This is a genomic window from Siccirubricoccus phaeus, assembly GCF_008360935.1.
GTDB classification, from domain to species: Bacteria; Pseudomonadota; Alphaproteobacteria; order Acetobacterales; family Acetobacteraceae; genus Siccirubricoccus; species Siccirubricoccus phaeus.
This window is the reverse complement of sequence record NZ_SRXO01000042.1, coordinates 1-11,934: the sequence shown is the minus strand read 5'-3', so window position 1 is coordinate 11,934 and position 11,934 is coordinate 1. Positions and strand designations below refer to the sequence as shown.

The window sequence follows — 11,934 nt, the reverse complement described above, 5'->3', positions numbered from 1 at the left end:
GGCCTCGGTCAGGACGGTGCTTCGGGGCTGGCCGGGCCCCATCGGAGCATCGGACGTGCCGGTCCGGGCGCGCCACTTCGCCACCGTCTTAGGGTTCAGCCCGTAGCGGGCGGCCAGGGTCCTGCCGCTCTCTTGCGACGCTTGGAGCTCGGCTCGAACACGCGGCGTCGTTCGGGCTGAACCGTGAAGACCGCCTGCCACAGGGCATCCTCCCCCTCGCGGGTCAAAGATGCACCACTACTCCCCGGGACTGCACACCTAGGGCGCCACATCCGGGGATGGACGGCTCGGCGGGGAGGATACCGGGTCGCGGCGGGTGGGCGAGGCCAGGGGCGGCCCGACCGCCCCCGGTTCGGCTCGCGCATCCGGCCAGCTTTGGCCACCCGCCCGGCCGCTCTCCGCGAGCCGTTGGGATTCCTGGTGCCGGGTGAGGGATTTGAACCCCGACCTTCGGTTTACAAAACCGCTATCTCAAGCCGACAGAAGGCGACACATGCCGCCGGGGACTCACCAAATCCGGCCTAGTACCTTGCTTTCTGGCAAGCGAAGCCGATACACACCGCCATGTGGCGCCAGGATGCGTCAGGTTGGTGAGTCCCCAGTGAGTCCCCTTAGGGCAATGCTCGGGGACTCAGGCGGGGGTGACGATGCGGCTAACGGATCGATCGGTTGCGGCGCTGCGCTGCCCGGAAGGCAAGGCGGAAATCCGAGTCGCAGACGATGCCCTGCCCGGCTTCATGGCGCGGCTCAAGGCCGGCGGCGTGCCACTCTTCATGTTCCAGTATCGCTACGGCGGGGGTATCCGCCGGGTCACGCTGGGCCGCTTCGGGGAGATGACGACCGCCAAAGCTCGGGGTGAGGCGGAGAAGCTCCGCGGCCTTGTCAGGGCCGGAGGAGATCCCTGGGGCGAGCGCAAGCGCCTCGCAGCAGCAACCGTGACAGCGGAGCGCGAGGCGCGGATCAACGCCGAAGCGGATAGCTTCACCGTCAAGGCGCTGATCGACCTCTATGCCGAGAAGCACGTCGCCTCGCTTCGGCCGGCGACCCGGCGCGACGTGCTGTCCCGCCTGCGCCTGCACCTCGGGCCGATCACGGCGAGGCCGGCGACCGCCATCGGCCGGCGCGAAGCCGCCGATGTCCTGGACAAGGCGGCGGAAGCAGGCGAGACGACGGCCCGCCGGGTGCGAGACTATGCTCGGGCCATGTGGAGCTGGGCACTGCGCCGAGGCTCATTGCCTGAAGGCACCGCGAATCCGTGGGAGGCAGCCCCGGCGCCTGGCCGCGACGTGGCGCGGGAGCGCACCCTGGCCGCAGGGGAAATCGGTGCGGTCTGGCGCGCCGCCGAGGATCTGGAACCGCCATACGGATCCCTGGTCCGCTTCCTGATGCTGACGCTGGCGCGACGCGAGGAGGTTACCGCGATGGCCTGGGGCGAGGTGGCACCGGACCTTTCCGTGTGGATCCAGCCCGGCACCCGGACGAAAAACGGCAAGGCGCACGTCGTGCATCTGGGCGAGCCGGCCCGAGGGATCTTGCGCGAGATGCTCGGCGCCGAGGCTGACAAGCCGCTGCCGCCCCTGCCGAAGGCGGACCGCCTGGTGTTCGGGGTGCCCGGCAACAAGGCCATCAGCTCGCACTCGTGGATCAAACGCAAGCTGGACCTGGCGATTGCCCGCGCCCGCCTGAAGGCGGCAGCCGAGGCGGGCGACCCGCCCCCAGAGCCTGTGCCAGGATGGGTCCTGCATGACTTCCGCCGCAGCGGCGTAACCTGGCTCGCCAGCGCCGGCTTCCCGCCGCATGTCGCCGACCGGCTGCTGAACCACGTACAGGGCACGATCAAGGGCGTCGCCGCGATCTACCAGCGCGGCGAATTCCTGGAAGAGCGGAAGGCCGCGCTGGAAGCCTGGGGAACGCACGTCCTGGCCTGCGGCGAGGGCGGGGAGAAGGCGGCGAACGTCGCGGACCTCGCCGCGCACCGGGGTAGAAAGGCACTCCGCGCATGATGCCGGTGGTCGCCATCGTCGCGGGGGTGCGGATCGTGTTCTACTACAACGACCACGAGCCGGCGCATTTCCACGCCCTCGCCGATGACGAAGAGATGCGCGTACGGCTGGTCGACCTGGCGGTGATAGAAGGCGACCTGCCGCCCGCGAAACGCCGCGCCGTACTGGCGTGGGCACAGGCGAAGCAGGCCGAGCTGGCGCTCGCCTGGGTACGGTGCCGGCAGGGGCAGCCGCCGGGGAAGATCGGAGGATGAGCATGCAGAGGATCGTGGCAGCCGAGATGCAGCCGGGCTTCCGTCTCCGGCTGCGCTTCGCCGATGGGCTGGAAGGGATCGCGGACTTCGCGCCGCTGGTCGCGCGTGGCGGCGTCTATGCGGCGATCGCCGCGGCGCCGGAGGCTGTGCGCATCGGGCCGCGTGGCCGGTCGGTTGAATGGCCGGATGGTGCCGGCGATACGGTGGATTTCTGCGCGGATGCGCTGCGCCTGGAAATCGAGGGACGCAGTTCCGCCGCCGCGTGATCCCTGCCGGGCCCGCGGCCGGCCGAGGCTCGGCGGGTGCAGCCGCCGGAAACCCGTGGAGTAAGCAATCGCCCCCCCCGCCGCGGCGGATGTGGAACGCTAGCCGAACAAGCGCAAGGGGGATGGGGCTGGCGCCCCTGCCTGGGGCACCCTATATCGTTACGGGGCAGGGCTAGGTTTGGCCACCGGACGTCCGGATCTCTGCACCGGGCTGCCCTGCCGTTCCAGATGCAGAGCGCGCAGGCAGAGAGGCGCGATTGGCACCTTCCGATTCAACGGGCGGCTGGCCCGCTTCACGGATCGCCGACAGCCCCGATAGCGTCCTCGGCAGGCTGGGCGGGGGCATCGGAACCCTCGTCGAATCGCTCGGTCGGGACGCCGTGCGGCAGGCTATCGCTTTCGAAGCAGGGCAGAAAAAGCCGGGACCGATCGACCCGCAGGGGCTTGCAGGGAGTGACCCGGACCGGGGTGAGATTGCTCGCCGGACGATACGCATCGCGCTGGACATGCTCCGCCATGCGATTGGCGGAGAGGCGGCTTCCTATCTCGGCGGCAGCGTTGCAAGGCTGGCAGATGGAAGCCCGCTCCCTAACGTCTTGTGCGCCGGGGCGGTAACCCATGTCAGGGAGGATCCCATATCGCGGACGTCGGCGGTCATGCTGGCGTCGGTTGCCGGCCGCACGCTGTGCGCCCGCGCACGAGAAGGGAGCGCCCGGACCCGCGCCGATGCGATGTCGGTCCTGGAGAAACTCGGCCTGAAGGGCAACCGGCCGCCGCGAGGCTACGTGGAGATCGAACTTGCGATTCTCGCAGCGAGCGGGGCGAGGCAGGAAAAGGGGGCGTGGGAACGTGCGAAGCGCGACCTTACGCCCTTACAGCGGGGAGCAGTCGAGGCGGCTGTGCGCCGGTTATTGGCCAAGCGCACCCCCGAAGATTGACGCCTCGCTTCCGAAACAAAATACGCGGGCCAGGAGCCCAGGAAACTCGCCGACAACGCCGATCCCGCAAACCTCGACGCGGTGACGGCCCGAATCGGCTTCCTCTGGCGCCGCTGAAAGCGCCCTCGAAATTCGGCGCAAACAATGAGGGTGAAAGCAGAGGAGGCCAGCCAGCAAGCTGGCTAAAGAAGGCGGTGCATGGCGTGCCGCCGCTGCAAAAGGCCACCTCATGCCGGTATATCTCTCCGAAGCCGAGTTCGCCGAACGCTTCGGTATTTCCCGTCGGTCGCTGTAACGCTACCGCGTCAGCGGTGACGGCCCGCCCTTCACGCGCATTGGCCCACGCCGCGTGCTCTACCCGCTGGGCGCTGCCGAAGCATGGGCCGCCGCTCGGACCTTCCAGCACCGCGCCGCCGAACTGGCGCAGCGCTGCGCGTCCATCCCCGCCTGAAAAAGAACCCGCCGAGCGCAGGCGCCCGACGGGTCAGAAAGCCATATTTGCCAAGGCGGCCAAATAGCCGCGGCTTCTGCCTGACGCAAGCACCTTCGCTCCGCAAATAGCGGAGAGAACCTGTGAACACCCTGTATTCCAACCCGCCCGCCGTCATTGGCGCCGCGGGCCTGCGCCCGCGCCGATGGTGCATTGCGCGGTGGCGGGGAGCCCGCGCGCCTGACTGGTGGCCATCGTCACCCGCTGGTCACGACGGGGAAGAAGCTCGCCGCCTGATCGAGGCCCATCCCTGCGGAGGCCATCCGGGCATGCTGGCCTATGCGCTGGCGAGGCTGTACCGGGAATACGCCGGGGCGTCAGAGCTGGCCCGGAAGCGCCGGGATCGGGATCTGGCGATGGTGATCGCGCACGCACATGAACGCGCCCTCGATGGCGCAGGAATCCCGCCGGCGAAGCCGCTGCGGCCGTCCGCCGCCGAGCCCGATGCCCCCAACGCCTTTAAGCCCGGGCGCCGCGGCAGAAGCCGGCGCCAGCGTCGTGGCTGCCACTTACCACCTCCGGCCGGAAGCCGTCGTCACCGCGATAGCGAGGCGAATCGGCTTCCTCGTCGGCCGTCAACACGCCGAGGAGAATGCACGGTGCAAAGCCGTTGCGGACGTCATCCGCAAGTCCGAAGGCTTGGCGCGGACGTGGGAATGCGCGGCTTTGCCACAGCGGCAGCCGGAGTGGATGCCATGACTGCGCCCGCGCACGATCAAGCCCTACTGAAGGCGTGGGCGGCGGCCGCACGCTTGCCGCTTCCGCCAACACTCGACCTGTTCGATGGCTGGGCGGCACGAGGATTCGGGCCCGCCCTGCTTCCACTCCCTCCCTTCGGCGCTCCATTCGCCCAGGACGTCCCCCTCTTTGATGCCGGCGACGGCTTTCCCGTCGCCACTCGGCGAGCCGATGGCTTCTGGGCGCCCCTGCACGATTGGGAGAATCGGGCCCCTGCAACCCCGGATGACTTCGAGGTCTGGGGGGCGATGGGTGCCTGGGTTGGTGTCCGCGCCGGCACGTACCCTGCGGTTGCCATCTCCGCATTGGACCACAAGGTCCGCGCCGACCTCATCAATCTGGCGACCTGGATCCTGGGGGGCATGCGGCCGGTGCGGGAGGAGCATGGCGGCCGGCTGCTACTGATACGGCGCTCGACCCCGCAGGGTGTCGTCCACCCTGAGCACATCGAATGGCAAATGGACGGTCTGCCCTGCTCGATCTCGCTGCTCGGCGAAGGCCAGGCCTACTGCGTCGGATGGCGCCACCAGCCGGAGCAGCGCCGCGCCGAGCTCCGCCTGCTGATGGCGCCGCCAGCGAATGGCGCACCGGCATGAGCACGGGCGGCGCTTTCTCCCGCTGGGCGGCCCGGGGCTTCGGTCCTGCGCTGCTCCCCATCATCCCGCCCAACGTCGCCCTGACGGTCAGCAGCAAGGTGCCGCCCAGCCAGCGCGGCAAGGTGCCCGGGCTGCGGACCGGCCGCGGCGAATGGCACGGCTACATCGGCCGGCACGGCAAGCAGGCCACCTCCGCCGACCACGCCACCTGGGACGCCATGGGCGCCGGCGTCGGCATCCAATGCGGGCGCTGGATCGCCGTTGACATCGACGTGCTGGACGAGCGCACGGCGGCGCTGCTCGCGGCGCTCGCCGTGGAAATGCTAGGTTCCGGCGCGGTGCGCATCGGCCGGGCCCCGAAGCGGGTCCTGCTCTATGCGGCCGCATCGGGCGAAGCCATCGCGAAGCGGCGCTTCGCCTTTCGGCTGCCGGGCGACGACACGCCGCACGCCGTGGAGATCCTGGGCGAAGGGCAGTTCTTTGTCTGCGAAGGGGTTCACCCGGGCACGGGGCGGCCCTACGCCTGGCCCGAGGGCCAGCCGCTGGCCTTCGACCTGGTCGAGGTGACCGCCGAGCAGATCGACGCCTACCTCGCCGCCGTGGCGGTGGCCGTGGGGGAGCTCGGCGGCGAGGTCGTCCAGCGCGCGACCGCGGCAGTAGGAACCGGCCGCCACGAGGTGGACCAGGCCGGCCTCCGCGCGCCGTCAGCCGAGCTGCTGCTGGAAGCCGCGCCGCACGTGCCCAACACCGGCGGCTATGACGACTGGATCGCCGGCATTGCTGCCTGGAAAGGCGCGGCCACCGGCCTGCTCGAAGACGATGGCGAGACCCTGGCGCGCGAGTGGACCGAGCGCTGGACCGGCGAAGGCGCCGGCGGGGGCGGCCATATCGACTTCGACGACAAATGGGCACGGGTGCTGCCGCCCTTCGCCGCCGGCTGGCCACAGCTCGAGCGCATGGCCCGCGCCGCCGGCTGGTACGGCGGCGTGCAGGCGGAATTCGCGCCCATCGTCGCGCAGATGCGGGAGCAGGCCGAAGCGGCGGCGCGCACCGGACGCTTCGGCCGGCTGCAATTGCGGACGGCTGCTGACGCTGCAGACGCTCCGCCGCGGCGCTACATCGTGAAGCCCCTGTTGGGTGAGGGCGAGCTCTCCGTGTGGTGGGGCGCGCCGAAGACCGGCAAGAGCTTTCTCGCGCTCCGCATCGCCTGGTGCATCGCGCTCGGCCGCGACGACCTTTGGGATTTCCGGGTGAAGCGGCCGCGGCGCGTCCTGTATGTCGCCGCTGAGGGCGAGAGCGGCTTCAGGGGGCGCATCGGCGCCCTCACCCGTGAGCTGGGGAGCCCAGGCGACCGGCTTCGCTACCTGGCCCAGCCGGTCACGATCGGGCCGCCCGGCGAGGATCTGCAGGATCTCACCACAGCCGCCCTCGCAATGGGCGCGGAGCTGATCGTGGTGGATACCCTCGCCCGCACCTTCGGCGCCGGCGACGAAAACACCGCGCAGGACATGGGCCGCTTCGTGGCGAACCTCGACCGGCTTCGCGCCGAGACCGGCGCGCATGTGCTGGTGATCCACCATGGCCGCAAGGACGGCGGCGACCTCCGCGGCTCTGGCGCGCTGGCCGGCGCTGCGGACCTCGTCGTGAAGGTGGAGAAGGGCACGACAAGGGCGGAGCCGAGTACCGCGACCATCGAAGCGGCGAAGGACGACGCCGATGGTCGCGCCCTCGCCTTCCGGCTCCGCTCGATCGATCGATCTGGGGGAGGACGAAGACGGCAACGCGATCTGGACCTGCATCGCGGAACCTTCGGTGGCGCCAGTGTCCGCGACAACGAAGGTTCCGAAGACTGCCGCGGCGGTGCGGGACGTTCTCGCTGAACTCGTGACAGTTGAGGGCGAGGCACCATCCGGCGTCGAGACCGGCGGCGCCGCAGCCATCCGCGAGGATCGGTTGCGCGAGGAATGTGATGCCCGCCGGCTGTCGACGGCGGACAAACCCGCAGATAGGGCACGGGTGCATCGCCGGGCCCTGTCGGGTTTGCGCGATGCGGGCTGCATTGCCCTCCGAGACGGGTGGGTGTGGCTCCCCGCTGCGCGATAGCGCCAAGCCCACAATTCCAGTTCGAGCACCAGGGCATTTTGGACTAGCGGCGCCAGCACCCATGCGAGGACCGGACAGACGGACAGATACTAGGGATCTGTCCTGTCCGTCCGCCCCGGGTCCGGGCGGACTGTCCGGGATTGTCCGCGGACAGTCCGGGCTGCTGTAGGCCGACAGTCGCCCATCCTGGACGACGCGAAATCGGGAAAACCGACCCGTATCGCCTCGCCATATGGCTTACAGACCGCGCGCCCTGCTTGCGAAATAGCCATTTCGGCCGATTTGGATCGGTGAGCCATTTCCCTCCGGTTCGCCTCGCCACACCGAGCCAAATCAGCGCCTCTTGCGCGCCGTCTTCTCCCGCTCCTCCTGCTCCTGCTCCCGCTTGCGCGCGAGTTCGACCTGCATCCGGCGCTTCAGCACCATCCACTTTATCCGCTGATGCAGTTTCCGCTTCGCTCTGGCCTCTGCCGCCTCGGCCACCTGCTCCGGAGTGGCATCCTGGGCGAAGCGGCTCTTTCGCCTCGGGTTGGGTTCCAGCGCCAGCTCACGGCGGATTTGCTCGTCCTTGAATTTCTGCACGTCCTCCGCAGAGATCCGCACCGGCCGCCCCGGGATGTAGGCCAGTATCCCCTCCCGCCGGAGGCGTGCGATGGTGCCCACCGAACAGTGCAGTTTGGCCGCGGCCTCGCGCTGCAGCAGGAGCCTCGGGGGCTTCTGGTCGTCCGACATGCGGTCCTCGGAGGCTGGAATGGGGTGGCGCGCCTGGCGCGCCGTGCATGCTGCTGCGCTGAAGCGCTCGCCTACAGCATCCTCGGATTCCAGCATCGTACTCGGTATAGCGCCGGTACTATCTGAAGCTGTACCGTCACTCCCTGCCATGCTCCGGGTCGGCACAATGCCCATGCTCGTGATCGGCCAGCACCTCCAGGATCAGACACTCATCGGCCCGGCCCCCGCGGCAGGCCTCCGCCACCCGCGTCAGCTCCGCCCGCAGCGCCATGAGCTGGCGCAGCTTGGCGTCGATGGCTGCGATCTGCGCCGTCGCCACGCCATGCGCTGCCGTGCAGTCCCGTTCCGGATGGTCCGCCAGCTCCAGCAGCTCGCGGATCGCCGGCATCGGGAAGCCCAGCTCCCTGGCATGGCGGATGAAGCCCAGGCGGCGGAGATGCGCCTCCGCATAGGCGCGGTGCCCGCCTTCGGAGCGCGCCGGCGCGGGCAGCAGCCCTTCGCCCTCATACCAGCGGATGGTGGTCGCCTTCACCCCGGTCGCCCGGGCCAGGTCGCCGATGGACAGCGTCGTCATGGGACCGAGATGGGGGCTTGAACCTCCAGTCGCTAGAGGTCCCATCTCCCCAGCCGCGGCAAGGAAGCGGGCACGGCCATGGGCGAGACGATCAGGCGGGAATGGCGGGTGGAGGGCATGGATTGCGCCGCCTGCGTCGCCAGTGTGACGCGGGCGGTCGAGCGGCTTCCCGGGGTTTCGCAGGTCGAGGTCAACCTGATGGCGGAGCGGCTGACGGTCTCCCTGGCACCCGGCGCCTCGGTCGCGGCGGTGGAGCAGGAGGTCGCGGCGCTCGGCTACCAGGCGGCGCCATTGCCCGCGCCCGATGCGGCCGGGTCCGCGGCCGTTCCAGGGGCCGCCGGCCCCGACCGCAGCGAGGCCGGGGGTCACGGCCATGCCCATGGTGGGCATGCGGACGATCCCGCCGAGGCCGGGAAGCCCTGGTGGCGCACCGGCAAGGCGATGCTCGTCTGGGCGCTGGGCGGGCTGGTGGGCGGCGCCTACCTGCTCTCCTTCATCCTGCCGCAGGGGCAGCACTGGCTGTTCCTCGCCGCCACGCTGCTGGCCCTGATCCCCTTCGGCCGCCGCGCCATCGCCCTGGCCCGGGCCGGCAGCCCCTTCTCGATCGAGACCCTGATGTGCACCGCCGCCCTCGGCGCCGTCGTCATCGGCGCGGCGGAGGAGGCGGCCATCGTCGTGCTGCTCTTCGCGGTGGGCGAGCTGCTGGAGAACGTCGCCGCCGGGCGGGCGCGGGCGGGCATCCGGGCGCTGGCCGGCCTCATGCCCCGCACCGCCCTCCGCCGCCGCGCCGATGGCACGACGGAAACGGTCCCCGCCGACCGCCTGGCGGTGGGCGACCTGGTCCGCATCCGCCCCGGCGACCGGGTGCCCTGCGACGGCAGCATCGAGGAGGGCCGCTCCGCCCTCGACGAAAGCCCGGTGACGGGCGAGAGCGTGCCGGTCGCCCGCGGCCCGGGCGAGGCCGTCCTGGCCGGCGCCATCAACACCGAGGGGGTGCTCCACGTCCGGGTGACGCGCGCCGCCGCCGACAACACCGTGGCGCGCATCATCCGCCTGGTGGAGGAGGCGACCGCCTCCCGCGCCCCGACGCACCGCTTCGTCGAGCACTTCTCCGCCTGGTGGACCCCCGGGGCGATGCTCGTCTCGGCGCTGGTGATCCTGCTGGGGCCGCTGCTGCTCGGCTGGGACTGGCAGACTGGGCTCTATCGCGGCCTGGCCGTGCTGCTGATCGCCTGCCCCTGCGCCCTGGTCATCTCGGTGCCCGCCGCCATGGCCTCCGGCCTTTCGGCCGGGGCGCGGCGCGGGCTGCTGGTGAAGGGCGGGGCGGCGCTGGAGGCGATCGGCGCCGCCCGCACCATCGCCTTCGATAAGACCGGGACGCTGACCGAAGGGCGGCCGCGCGTGACCCGCATCATCGCCGCCGAGGGCGCGGCGGAGACGGAGGTGCTCGCCCTGGCCGCGGCGGCCGAGGCCGGCTCGGCCCACCCGCTCGCCAGGGCGGTCGCCGCCGCGGCGGCGGCGCGCGGCATCGCCATTCCGCCCGCGTCCGGGGCCGGGGCGGAGGCGGGCCGGGCGGTGCTCGCCACCGTCGCCGGCCGCCGCGTCGCGGTCGGCAGCCCGCGCTATGGCGCCGAGGCGGCGCGGGGCGGCCTCGGCAAGCTGGCGGCGGCGATGGAAACGCTGCAGGGCGAGGGCAACACCGTCTCCGTCGTGCTCGCCGATGGCGCGGCGATCGGGCTGCTGGCCTTCCGCGACGAGCCGCGCCCGGACGCCGCCGCCGGCATCGCGGCGCTTGCCGCCCTCGGCGTGCGCGCTGTCATGCTGACGGGGGACAATGCCCGCACCGGCGCCGCGGTCGGCGGCGCGCTGGGGCTGGAGGTGAAGGCCGGGCTGCTGCCGGACGACAAGCTGCGGGAGATCGCGGCGCTGCGCGGGGCCGGGCCGGTGGTCATGGTGGGCGACGGCATCAACGATGCTCCGGCCCTGGCCGCGGCCAGCGTCGGCGTGGCGATGGGCGGCGGCACCGACGTGGCGCTGGAGGCGGCCGATGCCGCCGTGCTGAAGGACCGCGTGACCGGCGTGGCCGAGCTGATGGCGCTCTCCCGCGCCACCCTGGCGAATGTGCGGCAGAACGTGGCGGTGGCGGTGGGGCTGAAGGTGGCGTTCCTGGCCACCACCCTGGCCGGCCTGACCGGCCTCTGGCCGGCGATCCTGGCGGATACCGGCGCCAGCGTGCTGGTCACGCTGAACGCGCTGCGCCTGCTCGGCTGGACCCCGAGGCTGTGAGGGTGGCGGTGTGGCGACACGCCCCCAACCAATGTTCGAAGCCGGCGGGCCCTTATACTCGGCTCAGGACGCCCGGCGTCCGTGGCGGTTGCATACTCACAGTTGCCACCTGGCCACGCTCGCCGCGTAAGGCCTAGGATTTCTTGAGACGAGCGCTATTTCAAAACCCTGGTTGGAGGGGCGCCTGGAGCGAGTGCACGAAGAGCGATCTCCGTGAATGAGGGCGGAAGTGCTCCCTGTTTTGTCTTGGATCCTAAATAGGAAGGCAGCTTCAGTGGCAAGTACACTTCTCGCATCCATCGCCTGAATTCGCCGAGTGCCTCGTCAGGATAGCAGTAGACGGGCTGTGGGTTCGATACTGCCTGCGGAAAATAGTCAGGATAGAAATGGTCATGCTGCACTCGAGGGCCGTAGGCAGCTTCGAGATTGTTATCCCGCCAGTGCTTGCCCCAATGGCTTCCCACACTTATGTCCGGGACGAATTGGTTTCCAATCCTGGCGCCATTTCGGATCAGCGTGACAATAATATCAGCAATCTCTTTAAAGATGCTGAAATACCCTGGCGGCACCCGGTGGTGTGTCAGTGAAACACGATCGTGGAATTGTTGCCAAGGCGCAGGGATGGCCGAAATCGGGCTAAAGCCCACCTGGGTATAAATGAAGTCACGAAAACTCTTTCGCGCCAAGAGCCTGTAGTTTTTAAGCGCTTGCTCGCGCCCATCACCGCCAGCCTCAAAGGCATAGTATTCAAGGATAGCCATACAGACAGAGTCTGTAAAAGCATCGGCCGGCGTGCCATCACGTTCGATGCGAATTGAGATTTGGTCGGGTACAATCTCACCCATCCCCTCATTTTGAACCGGCGTTGGCTCGCACGAAGAGGTTGGCATCTGCCACGGCCTTGGCGAAGCCCTGCATCAGCGGCGCAAGGCGCGGCTGTGGCATGTTGGGGAT

The 11,934-nt window shown here is 69.9% G+C and carries 11 protein-coding genes and 1 pseudogene; 7 read left to right on the top strand and 5 right to left on the bottom strand.

The genetic code is table 11. The features are described 5' to 3' along the window. Positions 1 to 201, bottom strand: a pseudogene (locus tag E5N76_RS29025) (IS481 family transposase); the annotation flags it as partial. Positions 202 to 647: 446 nt separating this feature from the next. Here E5N76_RS29025 and E5N76_RS29020 point away from each other — a divergent pair. The 4 genes from E5N76_RS29020 to E5N76_RS29005 all read left to right on the top strand — a co-directional run bounded on the left by E5N76_RS29020 (position 648) and on the right by E5N76_RS29005 (position 3,461). Continuing rightward, positions 648 to 2,003, top strand: a complete 1,356-nt coding sequence (locus E5N76_RS29020) for a tyrosine-type recombinase/integrase (RefSeq protein WP_149541472.1) — start codon at positions 648 to 650, stop codon at positions 2,001 to 2,003. Then, positions 2,000 to 2,257 carry a DUF4160 domain-containing protein gene (locus tag E5N76_RS29015; protein WP_149541471.1) on the top strand — a complete coding sequence of 86 codons (258 nt, stop codon included), beginning with the start codon at positions 2,000 to 2,002 and terminating at the stop codon, positions 2,255 to 2,257. Before E5N76_RS29020 ends, E5N76_RS29015 begins: the two co-directional genes overlap by 4 nt. After that, on the top strand, positions 2,254 to 2,523 hold the full coding sequence (locus E5N76_RS29010) for a DUF2442 domain-containing protein (protein WP_149541470.1): 270 nt from the start codon (positions 2,254 to 2,256) through the stop codon (positions 2,521 to 2,523). The genes E5N76_RS29015 and E5N76_RS29010 overlap by 4 nt, the downstream gene beginning before the upstream one ends. Positions 2,524 to 2,780: 257 nt before the next feature. Continuing rightward, positions 2,781 to 3,461, top strand: coding sequence for a hypothetical protein (locus E5N76_RS29005; protein WP_149541469.1), 681 nt, complete (start codon positions 2,781 to 2,783; stop codon positions 3,459 to 3,461). 807 nt (positions 3,462 to 4,268) lie between these two features. On the opposite strand, the gene E5N76_RS30185 is transcribed toward E5N76_RS29005, so the two are convergent. Beyond that, positions 4,269 to 4,460: a hypothetical protein gene (locus E5N76_RS30185; RefSeq protein ID WP_207792151.1), complete on the bottom strand. Its 192-nt coding sequence runs from the start codon at positions 4,458 to 4,460 to the stop codon at positions 4,269 to 4,271. Between the two features lie 186 nt (positions 4,461 to 4,646). On the opposite strand from E5N76_RS30185, the gene E5N76_RS29965 reads away from it, so the two are divergent. Both E5N76_RS29965 and E5N76_RS29000 read left to right on the top strand, forming a co-directional pair. Beyond that, on the top strand, positions 4,647 to 5,285 hold the full coding sequence (locus E5N76_RS29965; protein WP_187830485.1) for a hypothetical protein: 639 nt from the start codon (positions 4,647 to 4,649) through the stop codon (positions 5,283 to 5,285). Further along, complete coding sequence (locus tag E5N76_RS29000; protein ID WP_187830484.1) at positions 5,282 to 7,165, top strand: AAA family ATPase; 1,884 nt, start codon at positions 5,282 to 5,284, stop codon at positions 7,163 to 7,165. The genes E5N76_RS29965 and E5N76_RS29000 overlap by 4 nt, the downstream gene beginning before the upstream one ends. 556 nt (positions 7,166 to 7,721) lie before the next feature. Here E5N76_RS29000 and E5N76_RS28995 read toward each other — a convergent pair. Both E5N76_RS28995 and E5N76_RS28990 read right to left on the bottom strand, forming a co-directional pair. After that, the gene (locus tag E5N76_RS28995) at positions 7,722 to 8,216 is read right to left on the bottom strand and encodes a helix-turn-helix domain-containing protein (protein ID WP_187830483.1); all 495 of its coding nucleotides are present in this window, start codon (positions 8,214 to 8,216) and stop codon (positions 7,722 to 7,724) included. A 40-nt stretch (positions 8,217 to 8,256) separates the two neighbouring features. Further along, a complete protein-coding gene (locus tag E5N76_RS28990) occupies positions 8,257 to 8,694 on the bottom strand; it encodes a MerR family transcriptional regulator (protein WP_149541466.1) in 438 nt (145 codons plus the stop codon). 78 nt (positions 8,695 to 8,772) lie between these two features. Between E5N76_RS28990 and E5N76_RS28985 the strand changes: the two genes are divergently transcribed. Continuing rightward, entirely contained in the window at positions 8,773 to 10,980 is a 2,208-nt protein-coding gene (locus tag E5N76_RS28985; protein WP_235907959.1) for a heavy metal translocating P-type ATPase, read from the top strand. A 155-nt stretch (positions 10,981 to 11,135) separates the two neighbouring features. On the opposite strand, the gene E5N76_RS28980 is transcribed toward E5N76_RS28985, so the two are convergent. Continuing rightward, positions 11,136 to 11,825, bottom strand: coding sequence for a hypothetical protein (locus tag E5N76_RS28980; RefSeq protein WP_149541465.1), 690 nt, complete (start codon positions 11,823 to 11,825; stop codon positions 11,136 to 11,138). Positions 11,826 to 11,934: the final 109 nt, after the last annotated feature.

Excerpts from the sequence above, each read along its gene's own strand:
- E5N76_RS29020 (WP_149541472.1), top strand. The coding sequence starts at position 648 with ATGCGGCTAACGGATCGATCGGTTGCGGCGCTGCGCTGCCCGGAAGGC.
- E5N76_RS29000 (WP_187830484.1), top strand. The coding sequence starts at position 5,282 with ATGAGCACGGGCGGCGCTTTCTCCCGCTGGGCGGCCCGGGGCTTCGGT.
- E5N76_RS29010 (WP_149541470.1), top strand. The coding sequence starts at position 2,254 with ATGAGCATGCAGAGGATCGTGGCAGCCGAGATGCAGCCGGGCTTCCGT.
- E5N76_RS28980 (WP_149541465.1), bottom strand. The coding sequence starts at position 11,825 with ATGGGTGAGATTGTACCCGACCAAATCTCAATTCGCATCGAACGTGAT.
- E5N76_RS29015 (WP_149541471.1), top strand. The coding sequence starts at position 2,000 with ATGATGCCGGTGGTCGCCATCGTCGCGGGGGTGCGGATCGTGTTCTAC.
- E5N76_RS28985 (WP_235907959.1), top strand. The coding sequence starts at position 8,773 with ATGGGCGAGACGATCAGGCGGGAATGGCGGGTGGAGGGCATGGATTGC.
- E5N76_RS29965 (WP_187830485.1), top strand. The coding sequence starts at position 4,647 with ATGACTGCGCCCGCGCACGATCAAGCCCTACTGAAGGCGTGGGCGGCG.
- E5N76_RS28995 (WP_187830483.1), bottom strand. The coding sequence starts at position 8,216 with ATGCTGGAATCCGAGGATGCTGTAGGCGAGCGCTTCAGCGCAGCAGCA.
- E5N76_RS28990 (WP_149541466.1), bottom strand. The coding sequence starts at position 8,694 with ATGACGACGCTGTCCATCGGCGACCTGGCCCGGGCGACCGGGGTGAAG.